Source organism: Halorubrum sp. T3 (assembly GCF_000296615.1).
GTDB classification, from domain to species: Archaea; Halobacteriota; Halobacteria; order Halobacteriales; family Haloferacaceae; genus Halorubrum; species Halorubrum ruber.
In genome coordinates this window covers 423290-437850 of the sequence record NZ_JH815330.1, presented here as the reverse complement: position 1 = coordinate 437850, position 14561 = coordinate 423290, and the positions used below count along the sequence as shown (strand labels likewise).

Here is a 14561-nt window from a genome sequence, read left to right as displayed (position 1 = left end):
CGACTCTCCCGCCGCCTTCCGGGCGCTTATGTGGCCGCCGCGGGAGCCTCCGGTATGCGAGTCATCGTCCACGGCGGCGCCGGCGGCGCGCCGGACGACCCGGAGCCCAGACAGGCGGTCCTCGACGACGCGGCAGCGCGCGGCGCCGACGCCACGTCACCGCTTGACGCGGTCGAGTCCGCGGTCGGCGTCCTCGAGTCGGACCCCCGGTTCAACGCGGGCGTCGGCGGCGCGGTCCAGTCGGACGGCGTCGTCCGCACCGACGCCGGCGTGATGACCTCCGACCGCGAGGTCGGCGCGGCCTGCTCGATGCCGGGCGTTGAGCACGCGGCGCGCGTCGCCCGCGTGGTTCACTCCGAGACGCCGCACGTCTTCGTCTCCGGCGAACACGCGGTCGATCTCGCCGCCGATTTCGGCGTCGAGACCGGCGTCGACCTGCTCACCGACGAGAAACACGAGCGCTACGAGGCCGAGGACCCGCCGCGGGGGTCGCCCCGCGAACACCTCGACTGGCTCGAATCGCGGTTCGGCTCGGGCGACGACCAGGCGGGGGAGACGTCCGACGACGGTGCCGAGGAGGGCGACGGCGGGAAAAACGGCGCCCCCGACCACGACACGGTCGGCGCGGTGGCGACCGACGGGGAGTCGTTCGCGGCGGTCACCTCGACGGGCGGCCGGTCGTTCGCACTTGCCGGGCGCGTCGGCGACGTGCCGCAGGTCGGGTCGGGGTTCTTCTGTACCGAGGCCGGCGGCGCGAGCGCGACGGGCGCCGGCGAGGACATCGCGCGCGTCACGCTCTCGCGGCGCGCCGTCGACTTCCTCGACGAGGGGCTCGACGCCCAGGGCGCGGCGGACCGGGCGATCGAGGAGTTCGAGGCGATCACGGGGTCCGGCGCCGGCGTGATCGTCCTCGGCGACGAGGGCGCCGGGAGCGCGTTCAACACCGAGGGGATGCAGACGAGCGTGGCGCTCGCCGAGTGAGGCGGGCCGTCGGGCGCGGCCCGGCCGGTCGCCGTCCGCGGAGGCGAGGATACAAATCCGGGGGTCGCCTTGCGCCGGTATGGTAACCTTCCTCGCCGGGGGGACGGGCACGCCGAAGCTCCTCGACGGCGCGGCCCGGGTGTTCGAGCCGGCCGAGACCGCGGTCGTCGCCAACACCGGCGACGACGTCGAGCTCGGCGGGCACCTCGTCTGCCCCGACGTCGACACGGTGCTGTTCGCGGGCGGCGGCGTCCTCGACCACGAGACGTGGTGGGGGATCGACGGCGACACGACCGCGACCCACGAGGAACTGCGGCGGCTCGCCGACGAGGTCGGACTCGGAACGGCCCCGCGCTACCTCGACGACGCTGCGCAGACCGCGGGCCGTGAGATCGCCCGGTGGCGGCGGTTCTCGGCGGTCGGCGAGTTCATGGAGATCGGCGACCGCGACCGCGCCGTCCACCTCACGCGCACGAGCCTGCTCGACGAGGGGAAGTCGCTCACCGAAGCGGTCGGGGTCCTCGCGGACGCCTTCGACCTCGACGTCGACCTCCTCCCGATGTCCGACGACCCGGTCGCAACCCTGGTCCACACCGAGGGCGGCGAGACGCTCCACTTCCAGGAGTACTGGGTCGCTCGGCGGGCCGAGCCCGCGGTCGCCGACGTGGAGTTTCGGGGCGCGGCGGACGCCGAACCCACCGACGCGGTGCTGGACGCCCTCGCGGAGCCGGTCGTGATCGGCCCCTCGAACCCCGTGACGAGCCTCGGGCCGATGCTCGCGCTCCCCGGCTTCGAGCGCGCGCTCCGGGAGACGCCCGTGGTCGCCGTCTCGCCGTTCGTCGGCGACGAGGTGTTCTCGGGTCCAGCGGCGGACCTGATGCGCGGCGTGGGCCGTAAGCCCTCGACGGCGGGCGTGGCCGACGCTTACCCCTTCGCGGACGCGTTCGTCCTCGACGACGACGATCCGACCGAGCTCGACCGACACGTCGAACGTACCGACACGCGGATCGCCGACGCGGACGACGCCGAGCGCGTCGCCCGCGCCTGCGAGCGCGCGCTGGCGGCGGTCACCGACGAGCCGGCGGGCGCGCGCCCGCCGGGGGAGGGCGCGGAGTGAGCCGGCGCGTCGCCGACGGGAGCCGCGGGCCCGACGGCACCGACCCGTTCCTCGTCGCCGCGAGCCTCAGCGGCGCCGCCGACGCCGCATGGGCCCGCGCCGCGGCCGAGCACGTCGACGTCGCGCTCCTCGGCGGCGTCGCGCTCGATTCGGCCAGCCGAGCGGCTGCCCGCGACCTCGTCGCGCGCGGGCGGTCCGAGTTCCTCCCGGCCGACCCGCTCGCCTTCGTCGCCGACCAGCTCGACGGGCTCGCGGACGCGCCGGTCCGTCCCGGGGTCAACGTCCGGAGTGCGACGCCGGAACCCGTTCGCGAGGCGGCGCAAATCTGCGCCGATCGCGGCGCGGTCTGCGAGGTGAACGCCCACTGCCGGCAGCCGGAGCTGCGCGCGGTCGGCTGCGGCGAGTCGCTGCTCCGCGAGCCGGACCGGCTCGCCCGGTACGTCGCCGCGGCGGCCGAGACGGGCGCGACAACGAGCGTGAAGGTCCGCGCCGAGGTGCCCGGCGTCGACCTCGTCGCCGTCGCGGAGCGCGTCGCCGCGGCCGGCGCGGACTGGCTCCACGTCGACGCGATGGACTCAGAGGCGGTCGTCGGCGAGGTCGCGTCCGCGATCGACGCGGCGCCCGCGAGCGGGGAGGAGACCGCACTCGGGGATCTGATTCTCGTCGCCAACAACGGTGTTCGGGGCCGCAAGACGGTCGCCGAGTACGCGGCGCACGGCGCCGACGCGGTGAGCGTCGGCCGCCCGACGGAGGACCCGCCCGTCCTCGCGCGCGTCGCGGACGCGGTGGAGGCGTGGCGTCGCGGGTCGCTTCCGCGCGAGGCCCGCGAGCCGGAGCCGGAACCCGAACCGGAGGCGTCGCCGTGACCCGGGACGTGTCCGCCGAGACGGACGCGACTGACCCCGTCGACGACGCGACGCTCGCGCTCCTCGTAGAGGTCGCCGGGACGCCGAAACCCGGGAACGTCGACCGGCGCCGCGACCTCGACGACCTGCGGTTCGAGGCGTTCCTCGGCGGCGCCGTCGGCGCGCGGTCCGGGCTCGAACTGGCGGCGGAGACGGGGCCGACCACGGGCGAGCCTCCCGTCGTCGGCGACGCGTTCGATCGCGCCGTGGCGGGAATGGCCGACCGCGCCGGGACCAACACGCAGTTCGGCTGTCTGCTGCTCTTGGTCCCGCTAGTGCGTGCGGCCGCCGATCCCGACCGCGAACTCTCTCCCGAGGGCCTCGACGCCGTCTGCCGGTCGACGACCGTCGAGGACGCGATCGCCTTCTACCGCGCGTTCGAGCGCGTCGACGTCGCGGTCGACGATCCGCCGCCGGGCGCGGACGACCTCGACGTGCGCCGCGGGAGCGATGCCGAGCCCGCGCTCCGGGAACGCGAGATGACCTTGCTGGATGTCCTGGCGCTGTCGGCCGACCCCGGCGACCCGGAGACCCCCGAGGACCCGGAGCGCGTCCCCGACCGCAACGCCGCCGAGTGGACCGAGGGATTCCCCCGAACGTTTCGCGCGGCCGAGTGGATCCTCTCCGACGAGGGGCCGCTCGCGGACCGGGCCGCGCGGGCGTTCCTCGGGCTGCTCGCCGCGGAGCCGGACACCCTCGTCGCGTCGACGCAAGGGGCAGAAACGGCGCGTGAGGCGAGCGCGTGGGCGAGGGAGATTCTGGAACCGGACGAGAGAGATCCGAAGGCTCCGGTCGGCGACGTTTCTGCGGTCGACGCCGACGCCGTCCACGGCGCCGACCTCGACGCCGCGGAGTCGCTGGCGGAGGAGTTCGTCGCCGAGGGGATCAACCCGGGCACGACGGCCGACCTCACCTGCGCGGCGCTGTTCGTCGCGCTCCGCGGCGGGGCGGAGGTGGCGCCGTGAGCGACGAGCGGGAGGAACACCTCGGCGTCGTCCCCGACGGCTGGCCGGTCCCGCTCCGCGGCGTCACCGAGTCGGTCGTGACGACGCTGGGGCCGAACGACCGGTGGAACGTCGCGGCGCTCGGACTCCACGCGCCCGAGACCGACGCGGACGGCGACCCCGAGGGTCCCGTCACCGCGCGCACCTACGGGCGCACCCGCACGTGGCGGAACTTCGCCGAGCGCGGGGGCGGCGTGGTCCAGTTCACCGCCGACCCGCGGACGTTCGTCGACGCGGCGCTGACGGTCACCGAGGTCGACGACCCGGTGCTTCCGAGCGCGGACGCGTGGGTCGAGGTCGACGCCGAGGAGGTCGCGGCCGAGACGGAGGGCGACACGACGGTCCGGACGTGGGAGCTGTCGCCGGTCGACTCGGCGGTGGTGAGCGAGCGCGTGCCGACGGTGAACCGGGGGTTCGGCGCGGTCGTCGACGCCACGGTGGCCGCCTCGCGGCTGGACGTGCCGGCGTTCGACACCGGAGAGCTGCTCGACCGGCTCCGGTACTTCGCCGACGTGGTCGAGCGCTGCGGCGGCCCGGCCGAGCGCGAGGCGTTCGCGCGCATCGACGAGGCGACCGGGTGGCGGGAGCGCGCGGACGAGGCGTGACGGAGAGGAAACGAACCCCGCCGCGCCTCCGGCTCGCGGCCGCTCGCGGCGGAACGAACCCTTTTAGTTCGGGCCGCCGGTACCGCTCGGTATGGCCATCAAACCCAAGTACATCAAACAGCTCGGGAACGTCCTGCTGGAGCGGTATCCCGACTCGTTCAACACGGACTTCGAGACGAACAAGGAGAGTGTCACGGCGCTGACGACCGTCGAGTCGAAAGGCGTCCGCAACCGGATCGCCGGCTACGTCACCCAGAAGAAGGCGCAGGCGGCAAAGCACGCGTAACCGTTCGGTTCGAATCGCACTGATTCTGCGGCCCGTCGCGACCGCCCGACACGTTAAGTCCGGAGCCGCGGCCATTCCGGCTCGATGGACGCGCTCGTGCGGCCGGTGGTCGATCCGACGTTCGCTGCGGGCGCCCTCGCGTTCCTGCTCGGCGGGGTCGCGCTCGGGACCGCGAGCGGGCTGGTCCCCGGGCTCCACGCGAACAACTTCGCGCTGCTCTTAGCCGGCTTCGCCCCGTCAGTGCCGGCCGACCCGCTGTTCGTCGGCGTCGCGATGCTCGGCGCCGGCGTCGTCCACTCCTTTCTCGATATCGTCCCCGCGCTCGCGCTCGGCGTGCCCGACGCCGCGACCGCGGTCGCCGCGCTGCCCGGCCACCGGTTGGTGATCGCGGGCCGGGGTCGCGAGGCACTCCGCCTCTCCGCGGTCGGCTCCGGGCTGGCGGTCGCGCTCGCCGTACCGCTCGCGGTCCCGATCACGTGGCTGATGACGCGGTGGTACCCGACGCTGCGCGCGCACCTGCCGCTGCTGCTCGGGGGCGTCGTCGCGCTGCTCGTCCTCACCGAGTCGTCGCGCCGGGCCGCGGTCGGCGGGCTGCTTGCCTTCCTCGCGAGCGCTACGCTCGGCTTCGCGACGCTCGACGCCGACCCCGCGGCGCCGCTGTCGACCGGGGGCGTCCTCGCGCCGCTGTTCGCCGGGCTGTTCGGCGTCCCGGTCCTCGTCGACGCGCTCGGCGGCGAGGGGGTCCCGCCGCAGGCGGACGCCCGGATCGCGATGCGGGCGCGCGACCTCGGAACGAGCGCGGGGGCCGGCTCGCTCGCCGGCGCGGTGGTCGGGTACGTTCCGGGCGTGTCGGCGGCCATCGCCGCCGTCGCCGCGATGCCCGCGGTGCCGCGCGCGTCGGCCGACCGCGGGTTCGTCGTGGCGACGAGCGGCGCCAGCACGGCCAACACGATCTTCGCGCTGTTCGCGCTGGTGGCGCTCGGGACGCCGCGGACCGGCGTGACCGTCGCGATCGACCGGGCCGGCGTGCCGTTCGCGCTGCCGATACTGCTCATCGCCGCCGCGACCGCCGCGTGCTTCGGGTTCGCCCTCGTCGTGCTCGTCGGCGACCCGTACCTCCGGATCGTCGGGAACGCCGACTACACCCGGCTCTCGGTCGGCGTGTTGGGACTGCTCGTGGCCGTCTCGTACGCGTTCGCCGGGGGGTTCGGCGTCGGCGTCCTCCTCGTCGCGGGCGCGCTGGGGCTCGTTCCGCCGCGGGTCGACGCACGGCGCGTCCACCTGATGGGCGTGCTCATCGGCCCGCTGATCGTCGGATGACGGGCGACAGCGGCGGCGGAACGGTGAGAGCGGGCCGCCGGGACCGCGTCCATCGAGTGGCACGGTACCGGGGCGCACGGCGCGTTCCGGCGAAAAGAACAACGGTTAAAAGTCGCCGCCGGTAGGTACGTGTATGAGCCAGAGCGACTCCCAAGCCACTCCGCAGTGCGTCTCCTGCGGGATTCAGGTGTCCGGCATGAACGCCGCGCGGTTCTCCTGTCCGGACTGCGGCGCCACCATCTACCGGTGCGCGAAGTGCCGGAAGCAGAGCAACCTCTACGAGTGCCACGACTGCGGCTTCCGGGGGCCGTAAGATGGGCGACGTCGCCGCCAAGATCAAGGTCATGCCGAACAGCCCCGACGTCGACCTCGACGACCTCCAGGACCGCCTTGAGGAGGTCCTCCCCGAGGGCGCGAAGATCCGCGGCTTCGAGCGCGACGACGTCGCGTTCGGGCTCGTCGCGCTCCTGCCGACCGTCATCGTCCCCGACGGCGCGGGCGGCACGGAGGCCGTCGAAGAGGCGTTCTCGCAGGTCGAGGAGGTCGAGTCCGTCGCGGTCGAAAACGTCGGTCGCCTGTAAGGCAGACAACTCGTCGACTGCGACTCCCGTTTTTTCGTTCGTTCGTCTCGAACAGCGACTGCCGTATCCCTTACCGGCCCGACTCGTAGAACTCCTCGCGGTAGACGCGCCCGAAGGCGTTGCGTCGGAGGGTGCTCGCCGCCGCGTCCGGTTCCTCCTGATACGTCGCCGCGATCACGGTGTCTGCGAACGGGACCGGATGCCAGACGACGTTGTCGACGTTCTCGGAGCCGATCCGCACGACGTCCTCGTCGTCGAACTCGCTGTCCGCGAGCCACGCGTCGAACTCGTCGCCCGTGCCGACGTGAACGGCGAGCAGCTCGGCGAACGTCGCGTCGCGGGCGGTCCGGATCACCTCCGGCGTGACGCGCTCGTCGTACTCGTCGGCGTCGAACGACATCGCCTTCGTCGCCTCGCGGACGACCACCTGCGCGACGGGGCCGACCTCCTCGTACCGTTCGAGCGCGTCGGCGCGGGTCTCCGGGGCGAACGTGCCTCTGGTCTCCATACGCGGGGTTGAGCGCGGGCCGAAAAGGGCGTTCCGTTACGAGTCGCGGTCGTCGTCCGCGGAGTCGGGGTCGTCGGCGTCGGCGTCGGTGTCGTTCTCCTGTTCCTGCGCTTTCCGGGTCATCTCGCGCGCCTCGCGCAGCGCCTCGGCGACCTCGGGGTCGTCGACGGATTCGGGGTCCGGGACGCCGGCTCCGGAGGCGGGGTCGGGGTCGGCGCCGTGCCCGTGGTCGGCGTGGTCGTGACCAGCGTGTTCGTGCCCGGCCGCGCCTCCGCCCGATCCCATCCCCACATCAGGGCGGCCGCGCGGGACGGTGTCCTCGAACACCTCGTCGTACTCGGCGTCGTCGGCGTGCGGGGTCACCTCGGCCGCGAGCTGGGCGGGCTCTCGCTCGCTCCAGTCGTCGACGCGCTCGTCGAGCCAGTCGGCGTGGTCGCCGCCGTGGAGCATCGCCGTGAACGCGAGGTGGTGCGCGAGGTGTTCGCCGTCGCGCTGCGGGGTGTCACAGACCGGGCACGCGTATCCCATTATGAATTCGCGTTGACCCGTGAGGCGTAAATCGGCGTCGAACGTTGTCGGAGTCGATGGGAGTTATTTATAAATCATACCGGCCGTGACGCGAACAACATCGCCGAAGTCCCAGCCGCTCGCTTATAAATGGCTAATACCGGATCGACGGCAAACACCGCCAAAGCCCCAGCCGCGAGGGCGGCGCACGCTCGTTGTCGTTCGAGACGCCGAAGGCGTCTCGTGATGACGAGAGAGCTTCGCTCTCTCGAACCACGCTCCCCAGTCGCTCGCGCTGCTCGCTCCTTGCGGTGTCGCCGGCGGCTTCGCCGCCGGCTTTCCGTGGCGCGTAGCGCCACGCTACTTACGTCGCCTGCGCCGCCCTCGCGGCTGCCCCTTTGAGTCCCGCCCCGCACCGCCCCGCACAGCACCTCACGCCTCCCCAGCCTCGCGGTTCGCTCGGGCCCCCTCCGGTCGCCCTCGCTCACCGCGTCCCTCGCGCGTGCTGCTCGGCCGCAACGCGGCCTCGCAGGCACGCGCCACCGCACCGCGGCACTATTTATAAACGGCCACGCCACCCGGGTTCGTTTATTTATATACCACTTCGCCGTCGAGGTCGGCCCTCCGCCGGAAGCCGTCGCGCGGGCTGACGCCGCTATAACAGCAACTTTATCACTCGCACGGGGCGAAATTCGGGTAAGACTACTCCGTTAGGAGGTCCAACAGTGACTGAAGCCAACACACAACCGGAGGTGAACATCGGTCTCGTCGGTCACGTCGACCACGGGAAGACCACGCTGGTACAGGCGTTGTCCGGCTCGTGGACCGACCAGCACAGCGAGGAAATGAAGCGCGGCATCTCGATCCGGCTGGGGTACGCGGACGCGACGTTCCGACGCTGCCCCGGCGTCGACGCGCCCGAGTGTTACACCGTCGACGAGGAGTGCGAGGACGGCTCCGAGAGCGAGCCGATCCGGACCGTGTCGTTCGTCGACGCGCCCGGCCACGAGACGCTGATGGCGACGATGCTCTCGGGCGCCTCGATCATGGACGGCGCGGTCCTGGTCGTCAGCGCGACGGAAGACGTCCCGCAGGCCCAGACGGAAGAGCACCTGATGGCGCTCGATCTCATCGGGATCGAGAACATCGTCATCGCCCAGAACAAGGTCGACCTCGTGAGCCGCGACCGCGCCGTCGACAACTACGAGCAGATCCAGGAGTTCGTCGAGGGCACCGTCGCGGAGGACGCGCCGATCGTCCCCGTCTCGGCCCAACAGGAGGTCAACCTCGACCTCCTCATCGACGCCATCGAGACGGAGATCCCGACGCCGGACCGCGACCCGGGCGAGAGCGCCCGGATGTACGCGGCCCGCTCGTTCGACATCAACCGACCGGGCGCGAGCGCCGAGGACCTCAAGGGCGGCGTCGTCGGCGGCTCGCTCGTCAGCGGCGAGCTGTCGGTCGGCGACGGCTTAGAGATCCGCCCGGGCCGCGAGGTCGACGAGGAGGGCCAGACCGAGTGGCGCCCCCTGGAGACGACCGTCCGGTCGCTCCAGGCCGGCGACCGCGACGTCGAGACCGCCCACCCCGGCGGCCTGCTCGGCGTCGGCACCGGGCTCGACCCGAGCCTGACGAAAGGCGACGCCCTCGCCGGGCAGGTCGCCGGCGAGCCCGGCACCCTCCCGCCGACGCGCGAGGAGTTCGAGATGAAAGTCGACCTCCTCGACCGCGTCGTCGGGAAGGAGGACGACGAGAGCGGCGAGAGCGACATCGAGGAGATCAGCACCGGCGAGCCGCTGATGCTCACGGTCGGCACGGCGACGACGGTCGGCGCCGTGACGAGCGCGCGCGACGGCGAGTGCGAGGTGAGCCTCAAGCGGCCCGTCTGCGCCGAGGAGGGCGCCCAGATCGCGATCAATCGGCGCGTCGGCGCGCGCTGGCGGCTCATCGGCGTCGGGACCCTGACGTAACGTGGCCGACGACGCCCGCGCGGACGGCTCCGAGTCGACCCCCGCGGGCGACGCCCGCAGCGAGGATCTCGCGGAAGACGGCCCCGGCGGCGCCCCTGTCGTCGCGCTCGACACGAGCGCGCTGATGGCGCCGGTCGAGGCCGACCTGCGGCTGTTCGAGGAGCTGGACCGGCTCCTCGGCGGCTACGAGGCCGTGGTGCCGGAGGCGGTGCTCGCGGAGCTCGACGGGCTCCAGGGCGGCAACGGCGCCGAGGCGACCGCCGCGAGCGTCGGGGCGGATCTCGCCGAGCGGGCGGAGGCGGTGGAGACGGACGAATCGTACGCCGACGACGCGCTCGTCGCCCTGGCCGCGGCCGGCCGGGTCGACGCCGTCGTCACGGTCGACGGACCCCTCGCGAACCGGGTGCTGGCCGCGGACGCACCAGTAATCGGTTTAAGGGGTCGGAACACACTGGCGATAACGGAACCCTAGCGGCCGCGGACAACCAACAACATGTACAAACGAGTTCGACTCAAGGACACGGTCGAGGTCCCGCCGAAGCACCTGGCGGACGTCACCGACGAGCGGGTGAAGGCCCTGCTCCAAGACAAGCTGGAAGGACGGATGGACGAAGAGGTCGGCAGCGTCGTGAGCGTCATCGAGGTTCACGACATCGGGGAGGGCGCGGTGTTACACAACCGCCCCGGCGTCTACTACGAGGCGGAGTTCGACGCACTCACCTACGACCCCGACATGCAGGAGGTCGCCGACGGCACCGTCGTCGAGACGGTCGAGTTCGGCGCCTTCGTCGGGATCGGGCCGGTGGACGGGCTGCTCCACGTCTCGCAGATCACCGACGAGTACCTCACGTTCGACGGCGCGAACCAGCAGCTCGCCTCGTCGGACTCCGACAAGACGCTCGGCGTCGACGACGCGGTGCGCGTCCGCGTCGTCACCAAGAGCATCGACGAGCGCAACCCGCGCGACTCGAAGATCGGGCTCACGGCCAAACAGCCCGGCCTCGGCAAACACGAGTGGCTGGAGGGCCAGCGGAAACACCGCGAGCAGACCGGTGAGGAGGCCGACTGATGGCCGAGGACCGCCTGGCGTGCCGGGAGTGCCACCACGTCAACGACCCGGACGCCCAGACCTGCGCGCTCTGCGGGTCCTCGTCGCTGACGGAGGACTGGGCGGGCTACGTCATCATCACCGATCCCGAGGACAGCCAGATCGCCGAGGAGATGAACGTCTCCGAGGCGGGCGCATACGCGCTCAAGGTCCGCTAACCGGCCGCACTGAGGCCGAACGAAACCGATGATCGACTCACCCGACGACCCGTCCGACCCGCTTCTCACGCTGCCCGAATCGCTGCGCGACGCGTTCAAGGAGCCGCTGGGGCCGGTGACCACTGATGCCGCCGCGCTCTTAGAGGCCGCCGACGAGACCCGCGAGCGACACGGCTCCCCGGACGAGGGGCCCCCGCGGCTGATCGCGGTCGGCGACGTGGTCACGTATCACCTCCGGGGTGCCGGCCGCGTCCCGGACGCGGCGTTAGTCGACGGGAAGACGGAGCGCGAGGCGGTCCGCGAGGAGATAGCGACCGCGCTCGACGCCGCCGAAGAGCGGCGCATTCCCGTCGAAAACCCCGCCGCAGCGCTGTCGGCGGCGCTGCTCGACGCGCTCGCCGAGGCGCTCGCGGCCACCGAGCCGGTGACGATCGAGGTGACCGGCGAGGAGGACTTAGCGGCGCTGCCGGCGATGCTCGCGGCGCCGCTGGGGTCGACCGTCGTCTACGGCCAGCCGGGCGAGGGAATGGTCCGCGTCGCGGTCACGCCCGAGACCCGGCGGCGGGCGCGAGAGCTGTTCGAGGGGCTGACCGGCGACACCGCGGCCGCGTACGAGATTCTCGGCGTCGACCCGGACGAGTTCGACGACGCCGGCGGAGAGTAGGTGACAGCCGGTCCGTCGGCGTCACTCGCGGTCGACGGCGACGACGGTCACCGCGAGGACGGCGAGGCCGGCCACCAGCCCGACCGCGCTCGTCAGCCGCGGCGTCACCGGGACCGTCGAAACCGAGAGGTACGGCTCGACGCCGTTGCGCCGGAGGGCGTCGAGCGCGTCGACGCCCCAGTGACCGCTCGCCAGTAGCGAGAGGCCGACGCCGACGCCGAGGCCGCCGGTGACGAACCCGATCCCCGTGAGCGCGTCCTCGATGGCGAGGAACGACCAGACCGCGTCGTCCGTCGGTTCGGGACCGCGCGCGAGGCGGCGGTGGAGCGCGACGAGCCCGAGACCGGCGAGGCCGGCGGCGACGGTGCCGGCCAGCACGACCGCCGCGACGCCGAGCGGGGTTGCGAGCGGCGGCCCCGAGAACGCTGCGTCGCGGACGGCCGCGGGCAGGGTCGCGACGACCGGCGCCGCGAGCGCACCGAGGAGTGCCAGCGCGCCGCAGACCCGGGCCTTCCGGAGCGGCGACAGCGGGACGATGACGTTCGCCGCCCGGACGAGGTCGTACTCCGAGCGGTCGGTCGGCTCGAATCGAGTGTCGTCGGACATCCGCGCGGTAACGATACACACGCTCCGGAGAAGTGAAACTCTGACGCCGAACGGGGCACTCGGTCGACGGTCGGCGAGCGGTTCGGCGGCGTCACCCCCGCTTCGAAATCCTTTTACAGCTTTCGAGGGGATATACGCCCAACTGAACCATGGACGTCGATATCATCTCCGAGGAGGAGAACCCGATGTTGCACCGCACGGACATCCGTTTCGAGACGACCCACGAGGAAGCCACCCCTTCGCGGCTGTCGGTCCGCGACTCGCTGGCTGCCAAGCTCGACAAGGACTCCGAGGAGGTCGTCGTCCACGAGCTCGACACGAAGTTCGGCATGCGCAAGACGATCGGCTACGCGAAGGTGTACGACTCCGCGGCTGACGCCTTGGAGGTCGAACAGGACCACATGCTCGAACGCAACAAGATCGGCGGCGAAGAGGCGGACGCCGAGGAAGCGTAACCCCGCCGGATGCGAGTCCTCGGCATCGAGGGTACCGCGTGGTGCGCCAGCGCCGCGCTGTACGACGCCGAGACCGACTCAGTTCTCATCGAATCCGACGCCTACGAGCCGGACAGCGGCGGCATTCACCCGCGCGAGGCCGCCGAACACATGTCGGAGGCGATCCCCGAGGTCGTCGACCGGGTACTGAGCGCGGCCGAGGCGGAACACGGCCCGGACGCGGTCGACGCGATCGCCTTCTCCCGGGGCCCCGGGCTCGGCCCCTGCCTCCGGATCGTCGGGACCGCGGCGCGGTCGCTGGCCGGGACGCTCGACGTCCCCCTCGTCGGCGTCAACCACATGGTGGCGCACTTAGAGATCGGTCGCCATCAATCCGGCTTCGACAACCCGGTCTGTCTGAACGCCTCGGGCGCAAACGCGCACCTGCTCGGCTACCACGACGGGCGCTACCGCGTTCTCGGCGAGACGATGGACGCCGGCGTCGGCAACGCGATCGACAAGTTCACGCGCCACGTCGGCTGGAGCCACCCCGGCGGGCCGAAGGTGGAGGCGGCGGCCGCGGAGTTCGCGGCGGCCGCGGGCGGTTCCGGCGACGACAGTAAAGGTGACGGGGGGACCGCCGACGCCAACCTCCTCGACCTCCCGTACGTCGTCAAGGGGATGGACTTCTCTTTTTCCGGGATCAGCTCGGCCGCCAACGACGCGGCGGACAATGGGGTCCCCGTCGAGGAGATCTGCTTTTCGCTTCAGGAGCACGTCTTCGCGATGCTCGCGGAGGTGTCGGAGCGCGCGCTGTCGCTGACCGGCGCCGACGAGCTCGTGTTGGGCGGCGGCGTCGCACAGAACGACCGGCTGCGCGAGATGCTGGCCGCGATGTGCGAGGCCCGCGGCGCCGACTTCCACGCCCCGGAGCCGCGCTTCCTCCGTGACAACGCGGGGATGATCGCCGTGTTGGGCGCGAAGATGGCCGCCGCGGGCGACACGATTCCGATCGCGGAGTCCGCGGTCGACCCGAACTTCCGACCGGACCAGGTGCCGGTGACGTGGCGCGACGGCGAGTCGGTCGCTCGGGGAGGCCCGGGTAGTGGGTCGGGCGGCGCGGCGCGCGACCCGGACGCGGACCGCCGCGGCGCGGAGGCGACCGTGACGGTCGAGGGGAGGGGCGGCGACCGTCGCGTGATCAAGCGGCGCGTGGAGAAGTCGTATCGCCACCCCGAGCTCGACCGGACGCTCAGGCGCGACCGCACCGTCGCGGAGGCGCGGCTGACGAGCGAGGCGCGGCGCGCGGGTGTGCCGACGCCGCTCGTGTCCGACGTCGACCTCGCGAACGCGACGCTGACGCTCCAGTACGTCGGCGACCGCGACCTCGCGGCCGCCCTCGACGAGCGGTGGACGGAGGCCGTCGGCCGCCACCTCGCGCGGCTTCACGGCGCGGGGATCGTCCACGGCGACCCGACGACCCGGAACGTACGCGTGTCGCCCGACGACGTCGAGGCGGGGGCGGAGAGCGGCAACGCCGACCCCGCGCCGGAGACGTACCTCATCGACTTCGGGCTCGGCTACCACACCGGCCACGTCGAGGACCACGCGATGGACCTCCACGTGTTCGAGGGATCGATCCGGGCGACCGCGACAGACCCGGACCCGCTGATCGCGGCGTTCGAATCGGGGTACGGGGCCGTCGGAGACGGCGAGGTCCTCGAACGGCTTCGCGACGTGGCGGACCGCGGCCGGTATCGCTGAGGACTTCCGGCGCCGCCGACCGCGGCGTCGGCGCGGCTGCGCT

General features: G+C 72.4%; 19 protein-coding genes. 16 read left to right on the top strand and 3 right to left on the bottom strand.

Annotated elements, in window-relative coordinates; translation table 11 throughout:
- Window positions 1-54 precede the first annotated feature (54 nt).
- The 9 genes from B378_RS0111230 to B378_RS0111190 all read left to right on the top strand — a co-directional run bounded on the left by B378_RS0111230 (window position 55) and on the right by B378_RS0111190 (window position 6799).
- Complete coding sequence (locus B378_RS0111230) at window positions 55-981, top strand: isoaspartyl peptidase/L-asparaginase (protein WP_017343876.1); 927 nt, start codon at window positions 55-57, stop codon at window positions 979-981.
- Between the two features lie 79 nt (window positions 982-1060).
- The gene (gene cofD, locus B378_RS0111225; protein WP_017343875.1) at window positions 1061-2098 is read left to right on the top strand and encodes a 2-phospho-L-lactate transferase; all 1038 of its coding nucleotides are present in this window, start codon (window positions 1061-1063) and stop codon (window positions 2096-2098) included.
- Window positions 2095-2964, top strand: coding sequence for a tRNA-dihydrouridine synthase (locus B378_RS0111220; RefSeq protein WP_017343874.1), 870 nt, complete (start codon window positions 2095-2097; stop codon window positions 2962-2964). The genes cofD and B378_RS0111220 overlap by 4 nt, the downstream gene beginning before the upstream one ends.
- Entirely contained in the window at window positions 2961-3968 is a 1008-nt protein-coding gene (locus tag B378_RS0111215; protein WP_017343873.1) for a triphosphoribosyl-dephospho-CoA synthase, read from the top strand. The genes B378_RS0111220 and B378_RS0111215 overlap by 4 nt, the downstream gene beginning before the upstream one ends.
- Window positions 3965-4612, top strand: coding sequence for a DUF447 domain-containing protein (locus B378_RS0111210; protein WP_017343872.1), 648 nt, complete (start codon window positions 3965-3967; stop codon window positions 4610-4612). Before B378_RS0111215 ends, B378_RS0111210 begins: the two co-directional genes overlap by 4 nt.
- Before the next feature lie 91 nt (window positions 4613-4703).
- Complete coding sequence (locus tag B378_RS0111205; protein WP_007345406.1) at window positions 4704-4898, top strand: 30S ribosomal protein S17e; 195 nt, start codon at window positions 4704-4706, stop codon at window positions 4896-4898.
- An 84-nt stretch (window positions 4899-4982) separates the two neighbouring features.
- Entirely contained in the window at window positions 4983-6218 is a 1236-nt protein-coding gene (locus B378_RS0111200) for a tripartite tricarboxylate transporter permease (RefSeq protein WP_017343871.1), read from the top strand.
- A gap of 133 nt (window positions 6219-6351) precedes the next feature.
- Window positions 6352-6531, top strand: a complete 180-nt coding sequence (locus tag B378_RS0111195) for an HVO_2753 family zinc finger protein (protein ID WP_017343870.1) — start codon at window positions 6352-6354, stop codon at window positions 6529-6531.
- A gap of 1 nt (window position 6532) precedes the next feature.
- Window positions 6533-6799: an elongation factor 1-beta gene (locus B378_RS0111190; protein WP_004597304.1), complete on the top strand. Its 267-nt coding sequence runs from the start codon at window positions 6533-6535 to the stop codon at window positions 6797-6799.
- 70 nt (window positions 6800-6869) lie between these two features.
- Here B378_RS0111190 and B378_RS0111185 read toward each other — a convergent pair whose 3' ends face one another.
- Window positions 6870-7307, bottom strand: coding sequence for a DUF5809 family protein (locus B378_RS0111185; RefSeq protein ID WP_017343869.1), 438 nt, complete (start codon window positions 7305-7307; stop codon window positions 6870-6872).
- Window positions 7308-7343: 36 nt separating this feature from the next.
- Entirely contained in the window at window positions 7344-7835 is a 492-nt protein-coding gene (locus tag B378_RS0111180; RefSeq protein ID WP_017343868.1) for a DUF5810 domain-containing protein, read from the bottom strand.
- 704 nt (window positions 7836-8539) lie between these two features.
- Between B378_RS0111180 and B378_RS0111175 the strand changes: the two genes are divergently transcribed.
- The 5 genes from B378_RS0111175 to B378_RS0111155 are packed head-to-tail and all read left to right on the top strand — an operon-like array spanning window position 8540 to window position 11714.
- Window positions 8540-9784 carry a translation initiation factor IF-2 subunit gamma gene (locus B378_RS0111175; RefSeq protein ID WP_026046265.1) on the top strand — a complete coding sequence of 415 codons (1245 nt, stop codon included), beginning with the start codon at window positions 8540-8542 and terminating at the stop codon, window positions 9782-9784.
- Window position 9785: 1 nt separating this feature from the next.
- A complete protein-coding gene (locus tag B378_RS0111170) occupies window positions 9786-10256 on the top strand; it encodes a PIN domain-containing protein (protein WP_017343866.1) in 471 nt (156 codons plus the stop codon).
- A 21-nt stretch (window positions 10257-10277) separates the two neighbouring features.
- Window positions 10278-10853 (top strand): DNA-directed RNA polymerase, encoded by a 576-nt coding sequence (locus tag B378_RS0111165; protein ID WP_017343865.1) that lies wholly within the window; start codon window positions 10278-10280, stop codon window positions 10851-10853.
- Entirely contained in the window at window positions 10853-11050 is a 198-nt protein-coding gene (gene spt4 / locus B378_RS0111160) for a transcription elongation factor subunit Spt4 (protein ID WP_017343864.1), read from the top strand. Before B378_RS0111165 ends, spt4 begins: the two co-directional genes overlap by 1 nt.
- Before the next feature lie 28 nt (window positions 11051-11078).
- Window positions 11079-11714, top strand: a complete 636-nt coding sequence (locus tag B378_RS0111155) for a GTP-dependent dephospho-CoA kinase family protein (protein ID WP_017343863.1) — start codon at window positions 11079-11081, stop codon at window positions 11712-11714.
- 21 nt (window positions 11715-11735) lie between these two features.
- Here the strand turns inward: B378_RS0111155 and B378_RS0111150 are convergent, their stop codons facing one another.
- The gene (locus B378_RS0111150; protein ID WP_017343862.1) at window positions 11736-12320 is read right to left on the bottom strand and encodes a hypothetical protein; all 585 of its coding nucleotides are present in this window, start codon (window positions 12318-12320) and stop codon (window positions 11736-11738) included.
- 149 nt (window positions 12321-12469) lie between these two features.
- Between B378_RS0111150 and B378_RS0111145 the strand changes: the two genes are divergently transcribed.
- Entirely contained in the window at window positions 12470-12775 is a 306-nt protein-coding gene (locus tag B378_RS0111145; RefSeq protein ID WP_017343861.1) for a 30S ribosomal protein S24e, read from the top strand.
- Window positions 12776-12784: 9 nt separating this feature from the next.
- Complete coding sequence (locus B378_RS0111140) at window positions 12785-14518, top strand: bifunctional N(6)-L-threonylcarbamoyladenine synthase/serine/threonine protein kinase (RefSeq protein WP_017343860.1); 1734 nt, start codon at window positions 12785-12787, stop codon at window positions 14516-14518.
- Window positions 14519-14561: the final 43 nt, after the last annotated feature.

Excerpts from the sequence above, each read along its gene's own strand:
- B378_RS0111230 (WP_017343876.1), top strand. The coding sequence starts at position 55 with ATGCGAGTCATCGTCCACGGCGGCGCCGGCGGCGCGCCGGACGACCCG.
- cofD (WP_017343875.1), top strand. The coding sequence starts at position 1,061 with ATGGTAACCTTCCTCGCCGGGGGGACGGGCACGCCGAAGCTCCTCGAC.
- B378_RS0111205 (WP_007345406.1), top strand. The coding sequence starts at position 4,704 with ATGGCCATCAAACCCAAGTACATCAAACAGCTCGGGAACGTCCTGCTG.
- B378_RS0111200 (WP_017343871.1), top strand. The coding sequence starts at position 4,983 with ATGGACGCGCTCGTGCGGCCGGTGGTCGATCCGACGTTCGCTGCGGGC.
- B378_RS0111195 (WP_017343870.1), top strand. The coding sequence starts at position 6,352 with ATGAGCCAGAGCGACTCCCAAGCCACTCCGCAGTGCGTCTCCTGCGGG.
- B378_RS0111190 (WP_004597304.1), top strand. The coding sequence starts at position 6,533 with ATGGGCGACGTCGCCGCCAAGATCAAGGTCATGCCGAACAGCCCCGAC.
- B378_RS0111185 (WP_017343869.1), bottom strand. The coding sequence starts at position 7,307 with ATGGAGACCAGAGGCACGTTCGCCCCGGAGACCCGCGCCGACGCGCTC.
- B378_RS0111180 (WP_017343868.1), bottom strand. The coding sequence starts at position 7,835 with ATGGGATACGCGTGCCCGGTCTGTGACACCCCGCAGCGCGACGGCGAA.
- B378_RS0111165 (WP_017343865.1), top strand. The coding sequence starts at position 10,278 with ATGTACAAACGAGTTCGACTCAAGGACACGGTCGAGGTCCCGCCGAAG.
- spt4 (WP_017343864.1), top strand. The coding sequence starts at position 10,853 with ATGGCCGAGGACCGCCTGGCGTGCCGGGAGTGCCACCACGTCAACGAC.
- B378_RS0111155 (WP_017343863.1), top strand. The coding sequence starts at position 11,079 with ATGATCGACTCACCCGACGACCCGTCCGACCCGCTTCTCACGCTGCCC.
- B378_RS0111150 (WP_017343862.1), bottom strand. The coding sequence starts at position 12,320 with ATGTCCGACGACACTCGATTCGAGCCGACCGACCGCTCGGAGTACGAC.
- B378_RS0111145 (WP_017343861.1), top strand. The coding sequence starts at position 12,470 with ATGGACGTCGATATCATCTCCGAGGAGGAGAACCCGATGTTGCACCGC.
- B378_RS0111140 (WP_017343860.1), top strand. The coding sequence starts at position 12,785 with ATGCGAGTCCTCGGCATCGAGGGTACCGCGTGGTGCGCCAGCGCCGCG.